At 70.7% G+C, this 18,469-nt stretch carries 15 protein-coding genes and 1 tRNA gene; 7 read left to right on the plus strand and 9 right to left on the minus strand.

The features are described 5' to 3' along the window. Positions 1–214: 214 nt before the first annotated feature. The 3 genes from Asi02nite_RS29870 (at position 215) to Asi02nite_RS29880 (ending at position 3,184) form a co-directional block, all read left to right on the plus strand. Positions 215–287, plus strand: a tRNA-Lys gene (locus tag Asi02nite_RS29870). 1,385 nt (positions 288–1,672) lie between these two features. After that, positions 1,673–2,527, plus strand: a complete 855-nt coding sequence (locus tag Asi02nite_RS29875; RefSeq protein WP_203717335.1) for a hypothetical protein — start codon at positions 1,673–1,675, stop codon at positions 2,525–2,527. 117 nt (positions 2,528–2,644) lie between these two features. Beyond that, complete coding sequence (locus tag Asi02nite_RS29880; protein ID WP_203717336.1) at positions 2,645–3,184, plus strand: YciI family protein; 540 nt, start codon at positions 2,645–2,647, stop codon at positions 3,182–3,184. On the opposite strand, the gene Asi02nite_RS29885 is transcribed toward Asi02nite_RS29880, so the two are convergent. Continuing rightward, positions 3,181–3,549 (minus strand): YciI family protein, encoded by a 369-nt coding sequence (locus Asi02nite_RS29885; protein WP_203717337.1) that lies wholly within the window; start codon positions 3,547–3,549, stop codon positions 3,181–3,183. The two genes, Asi02nite_RS29880 and Asi02nite_RS29885, sit on opposite strands and share 4 nt — an antisense overlap. A gap of 48 nt (positions 3,550–3,597) precedes the next feature. Between Asi02nite_RS29885 and Asi02nite_RS29890 the strand changes: the two genes are divergently transcribed. The 4 genes from Asi02nite_RS29890 to Asi02nite_RS29905 are packed head-to-tail and all read left to right on the plus strand — an operon-like array spanning position 3,598 to position 9,874. Next, entirely contained in the window at positions 3,598–5,289 is a 1,692-nt protein-coding gene (locus Asi02nite_RS29890) for an AMP-binding protein (RefSeq protein WP_203717338.1), read from the plus strand. Positions 5,290–5,349: 60 nt separating this feature from the next. Further along, positions 5,350–7,758, plus strand: coding sequence for an MMPL family transporter (locus Asi02nite_RS29895; protein ID WP_203717339.1), 2,409 nt, complete (start codon positions 5,350–5,352; stop codon positions 7,756–7,758). After that, the gene (gene ligD / locus Asi02nite_RS29900) at positions 7,755–8,759 is read left to right on the plus strand and encodes a non-homologous end-joining DNA ligase (protein WP_203717340.1); all 1,005 of its coding nucleotides are present in this window, start codon (positions 7,755–7,757) and stop codon (positions 8,757–8,759) included. The genes Asi02nite_RS29895 and ligD overlap by 4 nt, the downstream gene beginning before the upstream one ends. 56 nt (positions 8,760–8,815) lie before the next feature. After that, on the plus strand, positions 8,816–9,874 hold the full coding sequence (locus Asi02nite_RS29905; protein WP_203717364.1) for a DNA polymerase III subunit beta family protein: 1,059 nt from the start codon (positions 8,816–8,818) through the stop codon (positions 9,872–9,874). Here Asi02nite_RS29905 and Asi02nite_RS29910 read toward each other — a convergent pair. The 8 genes from Asi02nite_RS29910 to Asi02nite_RS29945 all read right to left on the minus strand — a co-directional run bounded on the left by Asi02nite_RS29910 (position 9,864) and on the right by Asi02nite_RS29945 (position 18,329). Beyond that, on the minus strand, positions 9,864–10,115 hold the full coding sequence (locus tag Asi02nite_RS29910) for a hypothetical protein (protein ID WP_203717341.1): 252 nt from the start codon (positions 10,113–10,115) through the stop codon (positions 9,864–9,866). The two genes, Asi02nite_RS29905 and Asi02nite_RS29910, sit on opposite strands and share 11 nt — an antisense overlap. A 79-nt stretch (positions 10,116–10,194) precedes the next feature. Beyond that, positions 10,195–10,578: a nuclear transport factor 2 family protein gene (locus tag Asi02nite_RS29915; protein ID WP_239127231.1), complete on the minus strand. Its 384-nt coding sequence runs from the start codon at positions 10,576–10,578 to the stop codon at positions 10,195–10,197. A 41-nt stretch (positions 10,579–10,619) separates the two neighbouring features. Continuing rightward, positions 10,620–12,107: an L-arabinose isomerase gene (araA, locus tag Asi02nite_RS29920; protein ID WP_203717343.1), complete on the minus strand. Its 1,488-nt coding sequence runs from the start codon at positions 12,105–12,107 to the stop codon at positions 10,620–10,622. A 17-nt stretch (positions 12,108–12,124) separates the two neighbouring features. Continuing rightward, entirely contained in the window at positions 12,125–13,771 is a 1,647-nt protein-coding gene (gene araB, locus Asi02nite_RS29925; protein ID WP_203717344.1) for a ribulokinase, read from the minus strand. 10 nt (positions 13,772–13,781) lie between these two features. Further along, a complete protein-coding gene (gene yjfF / locus Asi02nite_RS29930; RefSeq protein ID WP_239127233.1) occupies positions 13,782–14,789 on the minus strand; it encodes a galactofuranose ABC transporter, permease protein YjfF in 1,008 nt (335 codons plus the stop codon). Continuing rightward, positions 14,786–15,799 (minus strand): ABC transporter permease, encoded by a 1,014-nt coding sequence (locus Asi02nite_RS29935; RefSeq protein WP_203717345.1) that lies wholly within the window; start codon positions 15,797–15,799, stop codon positions 14,786–14,788. The genes yjfF and Asi02nite_RS29935 overlap by 4 nt, the downstream gene beginning before the upstream one ends. Beyond that, a complete protein-coding gene (locus Asi02nite_RS29940) occupies positions 15,796–17,322 on the minus strand; it encodes a sugar ABC transporter ATP-binding protein (protein WP_203717346.1) in 1,527 nt (508 codons plus the stop codon). The genes Asi02nite_RS29935 and Asi02nite_RS29940 overlap by 4 nt, the downstream gene beginning before the upstream one ends. Positions 17,323–17,396: 74 nt before the next feature. After that, positions 17,397–18,329: an ABC transporter substrate-binding protein gene (locus Asi02nite_RS29945; protein WP_203717347.1), complete on the minus strand. Its 933-nt coding sequence runs from the start codon at positions 18,327–18,329 to the stop codon at positions 17,397–17,399. Positions 18,330–18,469 lie beyond the last annotated feature (140 nt).

The following is an 18,469-nucleotide window of genomic DNA, read 5'->3' on the forward strand; positions in this document are numbered from 1 at the left end:
GGCCAAGCCAGGCGGAGACGTGGCCTGGCCCACACACACCGCCAGCGCCACGCCACGAAACGCGGCTCGCGCCGGAGCATCTGCCTTGACCTGCCCAGCGGCAACCAAGTTGGGTGCTCGAGAGTTGCTCGAGCGTCCGGCTGGCCGGGCTGAACGAGCTTGACGCGGGAACAGGCTCCACGTTTTCCCGCAGGTCAGGTACCCTAAGCCCCGCGGGCCGCTAGCTCAACCGGCAGAGCAGTGGACTTTTAATCCATAGGTTCAGGGTTCGAGTCCCTGGCGGCCCACGATTGTCGCGCACGTTCGTGTAGCGACTGCGAAAGCAGGAAATAGGGCGCTGGTAGGACTTTGTCGTTCTGCGTTCCTCAGGTTCGCGGCGCGACTAACTCATTGCGCTAGCCACCGCTATGTGCGGGATTGTCCGTGGCGGGTTGGGCGGCGGAACAGGCCGCTGCCCGGCAGGTGAAAGCTCGGTGAAGGCATCGTCTGGTTTGATCTGCCATCAAGGTATGGCGATGGACTTGACGGCCGTCAATTGCAGCCTCCTCCGACGGGTGTGGCCCTGTATACGTGTGGGAGGGACTGGTGGACGAGACGGAGGCTGACCTCGAGGCGTACGGGGCGCCCGATGCCTACGTGCGCGCGATGCCCGCGACCACGAATTTAAACTGGCGGCGGCGCCGCTGGCGGGCAAAGGGGACTACAGAACGCCAGTGTCAAATGCGGCACCGCCCGCGCGCTCGCCGCGCTTCGCGCCGACCCCACTGTGCGGCCGTGCTGCTTGGGGAGATGAACCCATGAGCCACGATCGCGTGGCGCGCCTGCTTGACCAGATCCCGTGGGACATGCGTCGGCCACGACTGCCGGAGCTTCCTACGTTGGCACGGCGCGGTCGTGTCCGCCGCAACGCGGCCTTGGCCGCAGTCGTCACGCTGATCCTGCTGACCGGACCGGCACTGTGGTACGCCTTCACCCTCGACGGTCGACAGCGCAGGATGACCGCGGGCTCTAATCGACCGACTACGACCGCCAGAGCCGCGCTCACCTTGTGGATGGCGCGGGTTGACCGGAACGGAATACGAATAACCCTCTTTTGTCGCGGACGCTCGACAGTCCTCCTTGCCAGGGCTCTCTGAGTCCGATGGCGAATGCCGCGGTCACCGTCACAGTCTCCGACGGCTCGGGGAACAGCGTCGGGTGCACCAACGAGAACCTGCTTGCCACAGTGCAGATCACGCTGCCGGAGCCGCTCGCCGACCGCGTCCTCATCGACGGGCACGACGACACCCGCCGGCCGGTGTACCGCGAAGCGGATGAGCCGCGGGTACCCGGCGGTAGCGACGGCTGGCCTGAGGTGCCGGCTCGGTTCGTCGCACCTAGCTCAGCCGATTCCGTGCCGCCGGGCTCCTGGCACCAGTCGTACACGCGACCCGGCGGCCCCGACATCAGAGTTAAGGGAAGGCCGCTGGCATTGGAATCGGGGTCGGCTGCGGTGGGCGGCTTCTGGCACGATCTATCCCCTCGAGACGGTCCCCGCGGAGGGAAACGTATGTCGCTGTCAACCTTCCGCGAGATCCTCGGCGCATCGGCGTCTCGGGAGCGAGCCCACTAGCGGCTCGGCCCATACGTCTACTTCCACATTGGAGATGCGTCCACACCACGAGGAGCGACAGTGACTAGGAGGCAGAGCATCCCTTTGGCCATTGCCCGGACGTCGCGTTGGCGGCGCGTCCCCGAATCATGGGTCGCGGTTCTGGTCGCGGGGGTCCTTGTCGCGCTCATCGCAGCGGCGCTGGCTTCCAGCAACGCCAAATATTACGAAGTCTGGATCTACAACGATCCACAGACCAGCGAGGAACAACGCGACTGGCTTATGGTCGACGTGTTCATGGCCCACACGTCTGGCTTCTTCTGGAACCAGTTCATCGTGTTCTTCCTGGGCGCGTTCCTAGGCGCACGGCTGCGCGGGATGTTGCAAGCGCTAGCAGCAGCCGTGCTCGCTGGTGCGGTCCTCGCTGCGGTCAACTTCGCTGTCGCCTGGCACACGTCCGCGCACGTCCGCCGTCGGCTCGCGTGGTGGCTCGAGAACTCTTCGATGCCGGTCCCCGCCGACCTACTTGCCGATGAACAACTCCAACACGTCCTGGCCGCTGGTCTGGCCGCGTTTCCGCTCGCGGCGCTCGCCGGGGTTGGCCTCGGGAACCTGATCGCGCCGGCACTACGCGGATCTGCCGTTTTGCTCGTGCCACTCATGGCCATCTCCACGGTGTTCTGGGGTGTACCCCTCGGGATCTTTGGTTGGGTGGTCGCGGCTTCCGGCGATGAGCCGATCGCACTACTCGCGGTGCTCGCATTGGTGCCGCCACCGGCAGCGGCAATACCCTCAGCGGTCCGTACCGCTCTTGTCGATCATGGCGACGCTTTCACCATCACGATGTTGATAAGCAATGCTGCGTGGGCGCTAGCGCTAATCCTCGCGGGATGGGTCGTTCAACGTCGCAGAACGCGGAGAGCGCTAGCCGGGTAACGGCACGCGTTATGACCTCGACCAACGTGGCCCCCCGTACGACCGTCGCGAACCGGGCGTACCCATGGTCCTGGAGCCCGAGCGGTATGCACAACGACCGATGGTGAGACTGGTGGGATGGAGTTCCTCTGCTACCACCGCGACCGGCCGGGCTCGGTGGCGCTGCGCGACGAGCTGGTCGAGGCCCACTGGTCCTACATGGACCGCTTCGAGGCCGAGCTGATCGCCCGCGGGCCGACGCTCGCCGACGACGGCGACACGCCCACCGGCAGCGTCCACATCGTCGATCTGCGCGACCCGGCGGCGGCGCGGGCGTTCGCCTTCGACGAGCCCAACTACCAGGCCGGTGTCTACCGCGACGTGCTGCTGCGCCGGTGGCGCAACCTGCTGGGCCGCACGATGTGGGAGTTCCCGGGCGGCCGCGGCGACGGCTATCTGGTGCTGGGCCTCGGCGCAGGGCCCGGCGCCGACCTGACCGTGCCCGACTCGGCGGACCTGGTCGCGTACGGGCCACTGCTCTCCGACGACGGCACGGCCTGGCTCGGCACGGCGCTGCTGGCGCGCACCCCGGGCCCGGACGCCGCCCGCGCGCTGCTGACCGCGGACCGCTACGCCGACGTCGAGGTGCACAACTGGACCTTCGGCGGGCGGCGCTAGCCGGCCCAGACGGGGCGCACCTCGACCAGGCCCAGCGCCGCCTCCGGGATCCCGGCCGCCCATTCCCGCGCCCGCTCCGGTGACGCGCAGTCGACCAGGTAGAAGCCCGCCAGGTGCTCCTTCGCCTCCGCGAACGGGCCGTCGCTGGGCAGGCCGAGCGCGGCCAGCGCCGCCGGCTGGGCGGGCAGGCGGGTGCCGGTCGACGGGTCCTCGAGGCGTTCCGCGAGCACCAGTTCGCCGGCCGCGTCCATCGCCGCGCGCAGCGCCGTGTGCTCGGCCATGCCGGCCGCGCGCTGCTCGTCGGTGAAGCTGTCCCAGACGGCGCGGGACCGCGGGTTGCCGTACACCATGATCAGGTATTTCATGCCCTTCAGTGTGGCGCGGGTCATGGTGATCGGGAGCAGACTGGGTCGGTGAGCGGAGAAGCGTTTCGGGCCGCGCGGGACTTCCTCCTCGCCGCCGCCGACGACTACGACCGGGCCTACGCCGAGTTCCGTTGGCCGCGGCTGGACGCCTTCAACTGGGCGCTGGACTGGTTCGATCCGATCGCCGCGGGCAACGACAAGCCCGCGCTGTGGATCATCGAGGAGGACGGCGCGGAGGCGAGACGGTCGTTCCGCGAGCTGGCGGAGCGGTCCGACCAGGTCGCCAACTGGCTGCGCGACGAGGCCGGGGTGGCCCGCGGCGACCGGGTGATCGTGATGCTCGGCAACCAGGTCGAGCTCTGGGAGACGATCCTCGCCTGCGCCAAGCTGGGCGCGGTGATCATCCCGGCGACGCCGTTGCTCGGGCCGGCCGACCTGCGGGACCGGCTCGACCGCGGCGGCGCCCGGCACGTGATCACGACCTCGGCGTCGAGCGGGAAGCTGGCCGACGTGGCGGGTGACTACACCCGCGTCGCGGTCGGCGGGGCCGCGCCCGCGGGCTGGCTCGACTACGCGGCGGCGGAGCACGCCGCGCGCGCCTTCACGCCGGACGGGCCGACCCGCGCGAGCGATCCGCTGCTGCTCTACTTCACCTCCGGGACCACCGCGTTGCCGAAGCTCGTGGAGCACACGCACGCGTCGTACCCGGCGGGTCATCTCTCGACCATGTTCTGGATCGGCCTGCGGCCCGGCGACGTGCACCTCAACATCTCGTCGCCGGGGTGGGCCAAGCACGCGTGGAGCAACGTGTTCGCGCCGTGGAACGCGGAGGCGTGCGTGTTCCTCTACAACTACACCCGGTTCGACGCGACCGCGCTGATGGCACAGATGGACCGCTGCGGGGTGACCACGTTCTGCGCGCCGCCGACCGTCTGGCGCATGCTGATGCAGGCCGACCTGCGCAAGCTGGACACGCCGCCGCGGGAGGCGGTGGCCGCCGGCGAACCCCTCAACCCCGAGATCATCGAGCAGGTACGCCGCGCGTGGGGCCTGACCGTCCGGGACGGGTTCGGGCAGACCGAGACGACGGTGCAGATCGCGAACACGCCCGGGCAGCCGGTGAAGCCGGGTTCGATGGGCCGGCCGACGCCGGGTTACACGGTGGCCCTGGTCGACCCCGTCACCGGCGAGCCGGGCGACGACGGCGAGATCTGCCTGGACCTCACCGAGCGGCCGCTCGGGCTGATGGTGGGCTACCAGGGCGACCCCGCGCGCAACGCGGAGGCGATGGCCGGCGGTTTCTACCACACCGGCGACGTCGGATCGCGGGACGCGGACGGCTACATCACCTACGTCGGCCGGATGGACGACGTGTTCAAGGCGTCGGACTACCGGATCTCGCCCTTCGAGCTGGAGAGCGTGCTGATCGAGCATCCGGCGGTCGCGGAGGCGGCGGTGGTGCCGTCCCCGGACCCGGTGCGGCTGGCGGTGCCCAAGGCGTTCGTCGTGCTCGCCGCCGGGTGGGAGCCGTCCGCCGAGACCGCGACCGCGATCTTCGCCCACTGCCGGGAGCACCTCGCGCCCTTCAAACGGGTCCGCCGGCTGGAGTTCGGGCCGTTGCCGAAGACGCTGTCCGGCAAGATCCGGCGCGTCGAGCTGCGGACCGGCGACCACGACGCGTACGCGGCCGGCGGTCGCCCGGCGACGGAGTTCCGTGAGGAGGACCTCCGGGCGACTTGACCGTTTTAAGCTGTATGCCCGGTCCCTGGGCGAGCCTGGACCGCCCGCGGAGGGACCCGCATGCACGCGTTCCTGGCTCGGCTCGGCCGCACCTGCGCCCGGCACCATTGGGTGGTCATCGGCGCGTGGCTCGTGCTGGTGGTCGGTCTGGCGGTCGGCAACAACCGGCTGGGCGGGGACTACCTCAACGACTACACGGTGCCGGGCAGCCAGTCCGACAAGGGCGCCGAGATCATCTCGGGCGAGTTCCCGGGGCAGAGCACGTTCGTCGGGCAGTTGGTGTTCCATGCGCCGGCCGGGTCGACCCTGTACGCGCAGCAGAGCGTGATCGACCAGTCGACCGCCAACGCCGGGACGCTCGGGCACGTCATCAGCGCGACCAGCCCGTTCGCCACGAACCCGCCGACGGTGTCGCCGGACGGGACCATCGCGTACGCCACCGTCGACTACGACATCTCCACCGACACCTTGGGCGCCGAATATCTCGACCAGCTCAACGCGGCGGTGGCGCCGGCCCGCGCGGCCGGCCTCACCGTCGAGTACGGCGCCGCCTCCGGCCTGATCGACCGCAGCACCAACGACCTGGGCTCCGAACTGGTCGGCATCATCGTCGCGTTCGTGCTGCTGTTCCTGATCTTCTTCTCCGTCGTCGCCGCGCTGATCCCCCTGATCGCGGCGGTCTTCTCGGTGCTCGGCGCCTTGTCGATCCTGGGCCTGCTGGCGCTGGCGATGACGGTCCCGACCACGGGCCCGACCCTGGCGACGCTGCTGGGTCTGGGCGTGGCGATCGACTACGGGCTGTTCCAGGTGGCCCGGCACCGCGAGGACCTCGCCGACAGTTCCGACTACACGGGCGCCGCGGCGAGCGCCAACGGGCATTCCGGGATGGCCATCCTGGTGGCTGGTACGACCGTGATCATCGCGATGCTCGGCCTCTACATCGCCGGCCTGCCGTTCATCAGCGCGTTGGGGGTGTCGGCCGCCCTGGGCGTGGCGATGACGATGCTGGCCGCGCTCACGCTGATTCCGGCGTTCCTCGGCCTCGCGGGGCGCACGGTCCGGGCGATCCGGTTCCACCGCCGCAGCCGGCCGGGAATCGGCGGCGGAGGTGCGGCCGGGCGCGAAGGTGCGGCCGGCGGAGGTGCGGCCGTGCCGTCGGCGCCGCCGCACCCGCGGCAGGAGGAGGCGACGCCGCGGCGGGATCAGCCACCGGCGACCGGCGCCGGGCCTGGCTCTGACGACCCGGCCCGCGCCGGCTATGCGGGAGAACCCGACGCGGCAGATCCGGGCGCGGCGGCGGGCGCACCGCAGGGCGCGCGGACCGACTCCGTCACCCACCCCGCGCACGAGCGTGGGGCGTTCGCGCGCTGGGGGCGCTACGTCACGCGGCGGCCCTGGCCCTGGGCGATCGGCGCCGTCGTGGCGTTGTTGGTGATCACCATCCCGCTGATCTGGATCGACTTCGGCCAACTCGGCCCCGGCACCGACCCGACGAGCTACACCGACCGCCGCGCGTACGACCTGATCTCCCAGGGTTTCGGTCCCGGCGCGAACGGCCCGTTGACCGTCGTCGTCGAGATCCCGGCCGGCACCGACCCCGAGACCCTGCTGACCAGCACCCAGCTCACGCTGGAGCAGCAGCCCGGCGTCGCCTCGGTGACGCAGCCGCTGGTCAACCCGCAGGGCACCGCCGCGCTGATCAACGTGGTGCCGACCACCGGACCGACCGACCCGGCGACCAACGACCTGCTCGACCGGATCCGCGCCGACGTGCTGCCGAACGTGCCCGCGACGACCTTCCTGACCGGACAGACGGCCGGGTACGACGACTTCACCGCGCGCACCGTCGAGCGGCTGCCGTGGCTGATCCTCGCGGTCGTCGTGCTCTCCCTGCTGCTGCTGACCACGGCGTTCCGGTCGCTGGTGATCGGCATCCAGGCCGCGCTGATGAACCTGCTCTCGGTCGGCGCCGCGTACGGCGTGATCGTCGCCGTCTTCCAGTGGGGCTGGGCGGCGTCCTGGATCGGCGTCGACATGCCGCTGTCCATCCCGGCGTACGTACCGATGATCATGTTCGCCGTGGTCTTCGGCCTGTCGATGGACTACGAGGTCTTCCTGATGTCCCGCATCCACGAGGCCTACCTGCACACCCGCGACACCCGGCGTAGCGTGGCCCTGGGCATCGGCGGCACGGCCCGGGTGATCACCACCGCCGCCCTGATCATGATCGTGGTGTTCATCAGCTTCGTCGCCGACCCGGACCCGACGATCAAGATGCTGGCGGTCGGCATGGCGGTCTCGGTGCTGCTCGACGCGAGCATCGTCCGCATGATCCTCGTGCCGGCGATCCTCGCCATCCTGGGCGACCGGTCGTGGTGGATCCCCCGCTGGCTCGACCGCATCCTGCCCCGGCTCGACATCGAGGGCGCCCCACCGCCGAAGCCGGAGCTGGAGGGGGCGGCCCGATGAGCCCGGCCGCACGCCGCAAGCCGCCCGGGCTGGGCTGGCCGCCGGTGATCGAGCCGATGTTGGCCGTCCCGGGTGAGATACCGACCTCGGCCGGCTGGGCCTACGAGTTCAAGTGGGACGGCGTCCGCACCGTCGCCTACACCGACGGGCGCGGCGGCATCCGGCTGCGGTCACGCAACGACCTCGACGTCACGGCCAGCTATCCCGAACTCGGCGTGGTCGCGGACCTCGTCGGTCGCCGCCGGGTCGTCCTCGACGGCGAGATCGTCACGTTCGACCGGCGCGGCGTCTCGTCGTTTTCCGCGCTGCAGCGCCGGATGCACGTGATCGACCCGAGCCCGACGCTCATCTCGTCGACACCCGTCGTGTACGGCGTCTTCGACGTGCTCTTCCTCGACGAGCCGCTGACCGCCCGCCCCTGGCACGAACGCCGGGCCGTGCTGGACGACCTCGGGATCGACGAGCTGCCCGTGCTGGTCGCCCCGTACTTCGAGCGCGACCCGGACGCGGTGATGGCGACCGCGCGGGAGCGCGGCCTGGAGGGCGTGGTCTCGAAGCGGGTCGACGCCGTCTACCACCCGGGCCGGCGGTCGCCCGCCTGGCTCAAGACCCCGTTCATCCAGACCACCGAGGTGGTGATCGTCGGCTGGAAACCGGGCGCCGGCCGCCGCGCGGGCACGATCGGCTCGCTGACCCTGGGCGCCTACGACGAACGGAAACGCCTCGTCTACTGCGGCGGCGTCGGCACCGGTTTCACCGAGGACATGCTGGCCGAACTGCTCGACCTGGTGCGGCCGCTGGAGACCGACACGTCGCCGCTGGCGCAGGACATCCCGACGGCCGACAGGCGTGGCGTGCGCTGGGTGCGCCCGAAGCTGGTCGGCGAGGTCGTGTTCCGCTCGGTCACCCCGGACGGCCGCCTCCGCCACCCGGCCTGGCGCGGCCTGCGCCCGGACCGCCGCCCACGCGAGGCCCACCTCCCGCGCCCCACGGGTCCGTAGCAAGCTTGACCCTCTACCTGGTCGAGGCACCAGGGTGCTGGGACGTGGAGAGCGACATGCGGAGCATCGGCGACACCGCCCGGGCCAGTGGGCTGAGCGTGAGCGCGCTGCGGTTCTACGACCGCGCGGGCGTCATCGTCCCGGCGCTCGTCGACCCGGTCAACGGCTACCGCTGGTACACGGACCACCAGGTCCGGCAGGCCAGGCTGGTCGCCGGCCTGCGCCGCGTCGGCATGCCGGTCGCCGAGATCGCCGCCGTGCTGGCCGCCGGGACACCGACGGCGCACGGCCTGGTGGACGCGCACCTGCGCCGCCTCGAGGCCGGGCTGACCGATGCCCGCCGTGAGCTCTCCCGTGTCCACGCCCTTCTCGACACGCAGGAGATCCCCATGACCAGCATGACCCTGACCAGCGCCGCCCTGGCCGCCGCGTGCGACTCCGTGCGGTTCGCCGCCGGCTCCGACCCCGAGTTGCCGATGCTCGCCGGCGTCCTGCTCGACACCGAGCCCGGCGCGATCACCTTCGTGGCCACCGACCGCTTCCGGATGGCGATCCACCGGGAGCCCGGCACCGTCGACGGCGACCCGGTCCGGGTGATCGCCCCGCTCGACTGGGTCGACGAGATCCGCGGGCGACGCGGCCGGGACGAGCCGGTCACCCTGCACCTGTCCGGCACCGCGATCGAGGCCGCCGGCGCGGGGTGGACGATCAAGGGCACCCCGCTCGGGTACGACTACACCGACTGGCGCCGTGCGATCGAGGCCCGCAGCGCCGGCGGCGACCCGCGCCGGGCACCGGTCGACGCGGCGAGCCTGCGGGCGGCGATCGAGGACCCCGGAACGCCGCGGGTCGTCCGCCGGCACGACGGCGTCGACCACGAGGTCGTCGTGCTCGCCGTCGGCGACACCGGCGGGATCGACGTCGTCGGCGATGCCGAATGGCAGGCCGGCGAGGACGAGCACGTCGCGGTCAACCGCGAGTTCCTGCTCCAGGCGCTGGCCGCGGGCGGCGACGGCCAGCTCGTCCTGGAGCTGGACGGCCCGATCCGCCCGCTGGCCATCCGCCGCCCGGCCGACGACCGCGCGTTCTCCCTGCTGATGCCCGTCAAGCGTTAAGGGCGCTCCCGGGCCGGGCCTGCTGCAGGATCGCTGCCGGCAGCTCCGGCCCGGCCGGCAGCGCCACCGGCTCCTTGGCCCGGGCCACCAGCTCCACCACGGTCCGGCTGAGCTGCGCCGCCGACTGCGACATCGACTCGTTCGCGGTCACGATCGCGGTCACGACCTCCGCCCGCGCCGCCTGCCCGTACCGGACGGCCTCCTCGACCCCCCGCGCCTGCGCGTCGATCGACTCCGCCACCTCCAGGATCGTCTCCGGCCGGATCGTCGGCGTCTGGATCGTGCGGGCGATCTGCGGCAGGAAGTGCGCAGCGAGACGTCTACCAGCGCTCCACCAGATGTTCGCGGCCTGGCGGCGGATCGTATGGCTCCGGCCAGTAGTCGACGACCCGGGTGATCAGCCCGTCATCGGACAGCTCGAACCACACGCAGGCGTCCTGGTGCTCGGTGTCGACGCGTGCATCGATCCACGCCGCGCCATGGCGGCCGTCGGCGACGATGAGACGTATCCGAAGGTGCCAGTCCCCGGGGTATTCCCTGTTGAACCGCAGGAAAGCCGACCTGCCACGGATCCGTTCACGGGTCTGCGGCATCTCGTACACCATGTCTTCGGTGAGCAGGTCGCTCAGCCGTTGCCAGTCGCGCTGCTCGGCGCTGTCAACGTAAACGCGCACAGCCTCTCGGGTTCTCGATGTCTCGTCCACGGCGCGCAACGCTACCTGGCAGCACCGACAACCTCGAGGTGTCAGAGGGCGCGGTTGAGCCGGTGGTACGCGGCCGTCCAGCGGAGTTCCTGGACGAAGCGGCGGACCGTGGTGGTGCCGTCGACCAGGGCCAGCTCCGTGCCCGTCATCTCGGCCAGGTCGTGCAACTCCGCCGCGCCGACCGCCTGGGACAGCGCCGTGTGGTGCGGGCCGCCGGCGGTCAGCCAGGCCTCGGCCGCGGTCAGCAGGTCCGGCCGGGGCACCCAGATCGCCCGGGCGACCGGCAGTTTCGGCAGCGGGTGGTCCGCCGGGACCACGTCGACCTCGTTGGCCACCAGGCGGAAGCGCTCGCCCAGGTCGGCCAGACCGACCACGACCGCCGGGCCCGGAGCCGCGTCGAAGACCAGGCGCACCGGGTCCTCGCGGCCGCCGATCGACAGCGGGTGGATTTCGGCGCGTGGCGTGTCGCCGGCGATCGACGGGCAGATCTCCAGCATGTGCGCGCCGAGGGTGCGTTCGTGGCCGGGTGTCAGGTCGTAGGTGTAGTCCTCCATGAACGAGGTGCCGCCCGGAAGCCCCACGGACATCGCCTTGAGCGTGCGGACCAGCACCGCCGTCTTCCAGTCGCCCTCGCCGCCGAAGCCGAAGCCGTCGGCCATCAGCCGCTGCACCGCCAGACCCGGGAGCTGGCGCAGCCGGCCCAGGTCCTCGAAGTTGGAGGTGAACGCCCCGAAGCCTCCCGCGGTCAGGAACGACCGCAGCCCCAGCTCGATGCGGCCGGCGTAGCGCAATGACTCGTGCCGCTCCCCGCCCGGACGCAGCACCGGGTCGAGCCGGTAGACCTGGTCGTACTCCGTGACCAGTTTGTCCACATCGGAGTCCGATGCGGCGTCGACCGCGTCCGCGAGGTCGGTCACGCCGTACGTGTTGACCGAGACGCCGAACCGCAGCTGCGCCTCGACCTTGTCGCCTTCGGTGACCGCGACGTCGCGCATGTTGTCGCCGAACCGGGCCAGCCGCAGCGACCGCATCTCGGCCCGGCCCAGCGCGGCCCGGGTCCAGGTGCCGATCCGGGCGGTGACCCGCGGGTCGCTGACGTGCCCGGCCACCGTCTTGCGGGGCACGCCGAGCCGGGTCTGCACGTAGCCGAACTCGCGGTCGCCGTGCGCCGCCTGGTTGAGGTTCATGAAGTCCATGTCGATGTCGGCCCACGGCAGGGCCACATTGGACTGGGTGTGCAGGTGCAGCAGCGGCAGGTCGAGCGCGTCGAGCCCGGCGATCCACATCTTCGCGGGCGAGAACGTGTGCATCCAGGCGATCACGCCGACCACGTCGTCGGTCGACGCGGCGGCGCGGCAGCACCGCAGGATGGCCTCCGACGAGGTGAGCACCGGCTGCCACTCGACCTGGGCCGGCACGTCGGCGCTGGTGTCGAGGGCGGCGGCGATCTCCTGCGACTGCTCGGCCACCTGGCGCAGGGTGTCGGGCCCGTAGAGCTCCTGGCTACCCGTGAGGAACCACAGACGCATCCGCGTACTCCTTGTGGTCAGGCGCCCGCGCGGCGGGCGTGCAGACGGTGCAACACCTTCGAGGCACCGCGCCCGAAGTGGTCGTGCAGCTCGCGGTAGTCGGCGTAGATCGGGTCGTACGCGTCGGCGCGCTCCGGATCGGGCCGGTAGACCTCCGGCGCCCGGCTGCCCATCACCGCGGCCGCGGCCCGGACGTCGGGATAGCACCCGGCGGCCACCGCGGCATGGATCGCCGAGCCCAGCGCCGGCCCCTGCGCGGATCCGGCCACCGCGATCGGCCGGCGCAGGACGTCCGCGTACACCTGCATGAGGAACGCGTTCTTCAGCAACCCGCCCGCCGCGACCACCTCGCGGACCGGCACGCCGGCGGCCTCGAACGTCTCGACGATCATCCGGGTGCCGAACGCGGTGGCCTCGACGAGCGCGCGGTACTGCTCCTCGGGCCGGGTCGCCAGGGTCTGGCCGAGGATCACGCCGGAGAGCGCGTGGTCGACCAGCACCGACCGGTTGCCGCTGTGCCAGTCGAGCGCGACCAGACCGTGCGCGCCGACCGGCTGTGCGGCGGCGAGCGCGCTCAGGTGCTCGTGCACGTCCCGGCCGGCGGCCGCCGCCGCCGCCTCCACATAGGAGGGCGGCACCGAGGTCGCGGCGAACCAGGCGAAGATGTCGCCCACGCCGCTCTGGCCGGCCTCGTAGCCCCAGAGGCCCTCGACGATCCCGTCGGCCACCACGCCGCACATGCCGGGCACCTCGGCGAGCTGGTCGCTGGAGAGCACGTGGCAGGTCGAGGTGCCCATGATGGCGACGAGCTGGCCGGGTTCGACGGCCCGGGCGGCGGGCGCGGTGACGTGCGCGTCGACGTTGCCGACGGCGACCGCGATGCCTTCCGGCAGCCCGGTGAGCGCCGCCGCCCGCGCCGTCAGCGAGCCGGCCCGACCGCCCAATGGGGACAGTGGCTGCCGCAGCTTGTCGACGAACCCCGCGAAGCGCGGGTCGAGGGCGGCCAGGTAGTCCGGCGAGGGGTAATCGCCGTCCTGGTGGATGCCCTTGTAGCCCGCCGTGCAGACGTTGCGGGTCTCCGCGCCGCACAGCTCCCAGACGATCCAGTCGGCGGCCTCGATCCAGCGCGCGGCCAGTGCGTAGAGCTCCGGGTCCTCGTGGAGCAGTTGCAGGCCCTTGGCGAACTGCCACTCCGAGGAGATCTTGCCGCCGTAGCGGCGCAGCCACGGCTCACCGCGGGCCGCGGCGACGGCGTTGATCCGGTCGGCCTGGCCCTGGGCGGCGTGGTGCTTCCAGAGCTTCGGGTACGCGTGCGGCCGGTCCGCCAAGCCGTCGACCTCGCAGAGCGGGGTGCCGTCGGCGAGGGTCGGCAGGACGGTGCACGCGGTGAAGTCGGTGCCGACGCCCACGACGTCGGTCGGGGCGACGTCGGCCGCCGCCAGCGCCTTCGGGATCGCCTCGCGCAGCACGTCCCGCCAGTCCTGCGGCACCTGCAGCGCCCAGTTCGGCGGCAGCGGACGCCCGCTGACCGGCAGGGCGCGCTCGACCGCGCCGTGCGCGTACTCGTGCGTCGCGGAGCCGACCTCCGCGCCGTCGGAGACCCGGACCACCACGGCCCGGCCGGAAAGCGTGCCGAAGTCGACGCCGACCACGTAGTCGGGCACAGCCCACCCCCTATCGGCGCCGCCGCGTGACGACGCGCTGCAGGACGATGAAGACGAACAGGAACAGTCCGATGAAAATCTTCGTCCACCAGGAGCTGAGATTGCCCTGGAACGTGATGATCGTCTGGATCAGGCCGAGCACCAGGACGCCGAGCACCGTGCCCAGGACATAGCCGGAGCCGCCGGTGAGCAGCGTGCCGCCGATGACCACCGCCGCGATCGCGTCGAGTTCCATGCCGGACGCGTGCAGGCCGTAGCCGGAGGACATGTAGAAGCTGAGCAGCACCCCGCCGAGGCCCGAGCAGAGCCCGCTGATCGTGTAGACCGCGACCCGGGTGCGGCCGACCCGCAGGCCCATCAGGCGTGCCGACTGCGGGTCTCCGCCCACGGCGTACACGTCGCGGCCGAAGGTCGTGTATGCCAGCACGTAGGCGGCGATCAGCACGACGGCGAGCGCGACGAGGACGCTGATCGAGATGAACCAGCCGCCGAACCAGAGTTGGGCGTTGGACACGCGTACCCAGAACGGGTCGTCGATCGGGATCGAGTCGGTGCTGATCACGTAGCAGAGCCCGCGGGCGAGGAACATGCCGGCGAGGGTCGCGATGAACGGCTGCACGTCGAAGTAATGGATCATCAGGCCCATGCCGAGCCCGATCGTCGAGCCCATCAGCAGCGCGACGGGCAGCACGACGGCCGGTGGCCAGCCGTTCTCCAGGAGAAGCGCGACCACCATCGTCGTCAACGCGACCACCGCGCCGACCGAGAGGTCGATGCCGCCGGTCAGGATCACGAACGTCATGCCGACCGCGACCACGAGCAGGAACGCGTTGTCGATGAAGATGTTGAGCACGATCTGGGTGTCGCTGAAGCCGGTGTAGTTGACGACGCCGATCCCGTACATCAGGGAGATCAGGACCGCTGTCGCGGTGACCGGCAGGTATTTCTGGCGTGGCACGAACCGGCGCACGCGGGCCGTGACAGGCGCCGGCGCGACCTTGGTGTCGAGATCCATCATGCGCGCGCCACCTCCGCTGGCTGGCGACGGGTGAACCGGGCGCGGAAGGCGGGTGCCTGCACGAGGCAGAGGATCACCACGACCACCGCCTTGAACAGCAGCGTGACCTCGGGCGGGATGCCGATCGTGTAGACCGTCGTGTCCAGCGTCTTGATCAGGATCGCGCCGATCACGGTGCCCGCGATCGAGAACCGACCGCCCAGCAACGAAGTGCCGCCGATCACCACCGCGAGGATCGCGTCGAGTTCGATCAGCAGGCCCGCGTTGTTGCCGTCGGCGCTGGACACCGTCGAGCTGACCATCAGCCCGGCCACGCCGGCGCAGACCGCGCAGGCCACGTACGCGATGATGATCAACCGCCGGGACCGGATGCCGGCGAGCCGGCTGGCTCCGGCATTTCCGCCGACCGACTCGAGCAGCATCCCGAACGCGGTGCGCCGGGTGACCACCGCGACGATCGCCACCAGCGCGGCCGCGATGATGATCGGCACGGGGACGGCCAACAGGAAACCGGTGGCGATCGCCTTGTACGGAGGCGAGTTGACGTTGATGATCTGGCCGTCGGTGATGAGCTGCGCGACGCCGCGGCCGGCGATCATCAGGATCAGGGTCGCGATGATCGGCTGGATGCCGACGACGCCGACCAGGAAGCCGTTCCACAGCCCGAGGCCCGCGCAGAGCAGCAGGGCCAGCGCCACGGCGAACAGGACGCCGCCGACCGCGCCCTGGTCGCCGAGGCCGCTGATCTGCTGGCACGCCAGCGCTCCGGAGATCGCGACGACGGCGCCCACCGAGAGGTCGATGCCGCCGGTCGCGATGACCAGCGTCATGCCGAGCGCGACGAGGAGCAGCGGTGCGCCCTGCCGGAGGATGTCGAACAGCGCGCCGTAGAAGTGACCGTCGCGGACCTCGACGGCGAAGAAGTCGGGCGTGAAGAAGAGGTTGCCGACGAGCAGCGACACCAGCATCGCCAGCGGCCAGAAGAGGCGGTGCCGGACAACCGTCGTCATGCCGCGCCTCCGCTCGCGATCGCCGCCATCACCCGGTCGGTGTCGAGACCGTCGGTGTTCTCCAGCTCGGCGACCAGCCGCCGGTCGCGCAGCACGGCGACCTTGTGGCTGAGCCGCAGCACCTCTTCGAGCTCGGCGGAGATGAACAGCACCGCCATGCCGCCGTCGGAGAGCTCGACCACGAGACGCTGGATCTCGGCCTTGGCGCCGACGTCGATGCCGCGGGTCGGCTCGTCGAGGATCATCAGCTTGGGCTCGGTGATCAGCCACCGGGCCAGCAGCACCTTCTGCTGGTTGCCGCCGCTGAGGTTGCGGACGGGCAGCTCCGGGTCGGCCGGGCGGATGTCGAGCGCCTTGACGTAGCGGGCGACCAGCTCGTCCTGCCGGCCGCGGGGCACCGGGCGGGCCCAGCCACGCGCGGCCTGCATCGCCAGGATGATGTTCTCGCGGACCGTCAGGTCCTCGACGAGGCCGTCGGTGCGCCGGTTCTCGGGGCAGTAGGCGATCCTGTGCCGCATCGCGGACTGCGGGCCCCGGAACGCCACCGGCGCCCCGTCGACGCGCAGCCGGCCCTGGTCGGCGCGGTCGGCGCCGAAGAGCAGGCGGGCGATCTCGGTGCGGCCGGAACCCAGCAGGCCGGCCAGGCCGACCACCTCGCCCTTGTGGATGGCCAGCGAGAACGGCGCGATCGCGCCTGTGCGGCCGAGCGTCTCGGCGCTGACGATCGGCGTGCCCCGTTCCAGCGCGGCGACCTCGCGGCGCGGGGCCTCCTCGATGTCCTCGAGCGCCGCCAGCTCCTTGCCGATCATCGCGGCGACGAGGTCGAGCTGGCTCAGCTCGGCGGTGCGGAACTCGCCCACCAGGCGGCCGTTGCGCAGCACGGTCATCCGGTCGGCGATCTCGTAGACCTGGTCGAGGAAGTGCGTCACGAACAGGATCGCGATGCCCTCGTCCTTGAGCCCGCGCATGACCCGGAAGAGCTGGTCCACCTCGGACGCGTCAAGGCTCGAGGTGGGCTCGTCGAGCACCAGCACCTTGGCGTCGACGTCGAGGGCACGGGCGATGGCGACCATCTGTTGTACGGCGATCGAATGCGTCCCGAGGTCGGAGCCGACGTCGATGGACAGGTGGAGGCGCGCCAGCAGGTCCTCGGCCCGGCGCCGCATCGCCGACCACCGGATCCGGCCGAACCTCGTGGGCGACCGCCCGATCAGCACGTTCTCGGCGACCGAGAGGTTCGGACAGAGGTTGATCTCCTGGTAGACGGTGCTGATGCCGGCCTGCTGGGCCTGGTGGGGCCCGGCGAAGGCGACCTGCTCGCCGCCGAGCGTGATGTCGCCCTGGTCGTGGTGGTAGGCGCCGGTGAGCACCTTGATCAGGGTCGACTTGCCCGCGCCGTTCTCGCCCATGAGGGCGTGCACCTCGCCCGGGAACAGTCGCAGGTCGACGCCGTCGAGCGCGACGACGCCGGGGAACCGCTTGCCGATGCCGCGCATGACGAGCACCGGCTCCGTTTCCGACATGGCCCTCTCCCGTAACGGGAAGGGGTGACGCAGTGTCTGCCTTCGGGGCCTGACCCTGGGTCACCCCTTCGCACTCAGTACTTGCGGTTGGGCAGTTCCGTCTTGGCCTGTTCCTGGGTGAACGTGGTCTCCTCGGTGAGCACCCGCTCGGGCACCGTCTCACCGGCGACGACCTTCTTCGCCAGGTCCATGAGCTGTGGGCCGAGCAGCGGGCTGCACTCCACAATGAAGTTGATCTTGCCGTCGGCGAGGGCCTGCATGCCGTCCTTCACCGCGTCGACGGTCACGATCTTGATGTCGGTGCCGGGCTTCTTGCCGGCCGCCTCGATCGCCTCGATGGCGCCGAGACCCATGTCGTCGTTGTGCGCGTAGAGCAGGTCGATGTCGGGGTTCGCGCGCAGGAACGCCTCCATGACCTCCTTGCCCTTGAAGCCCTCCTTGCGGTCGATCGCCGGCGCCGCGCCGGTGTTGCCCTGCAACTCGACCATGTTGACCGGGCCGCTCGCGCTGGCGAACTCCTGCTTGACCCACTCGCCGGCCTTCTTGCCCTCGAGCACGAAGTCGGAGCCGATGAACGTCTTGTAGAGCGTCTTGTCGGGTGAGTCGACCGCCCGGTCGGTCAGGATCACCGGGATGCCGGCGTCCTTGGCCTCTTTGAGGACGGTGTCCCAGCCGGACTCCACCACCGGCGAGAAGGCGATGATGTCGACCTTCTGCGAGATGAAGCTGCGGATGGCCTTGATCTGGTTTTCCTGCTTCTGCTGCGCGTCGGAGAACTGAAGCTTGATGCCGGCCGCCGCGGCGGCCTCCTGGACGGACTTGGTGTTGGCCGTGCGCCAGCCGCTCTCGGCGCCGACCTGGGAGAAGCCCATGGTGATCTGGCCGTCGTCCTTGGCGGCCCCGGAACCCGTACCGCTGCCGGCGCCTCGCTCCTGACCGCCACAGGCGGTCAATGTGGCAGCGACGAGCACGCCACCGAGCACCACCGCGGACACCTTTCTGAGCACGGCTTTCCTCCTCACGTACGTCGATGGCTCGCGTGTTGCGAGAGTGTTAGCGCTCTCATAATCGACGTCAATAGCTCCGAAAGGCCGATTGTTAGCGTTCACAGCGCGGTTATGATCGACAAGGCGGGTAGACTGCCCGC

The sequence above is a fragment of the Asanoa siamensis genome (assembly GCF_016862555.1).
In the GTDB taxonomy this organism is placed as follows: Bacteria; Actinomycetota; Actinomycetes; order Mycobacteriales; family Micromonosporaceae; genus Asanoa; species Asanoa siamensis.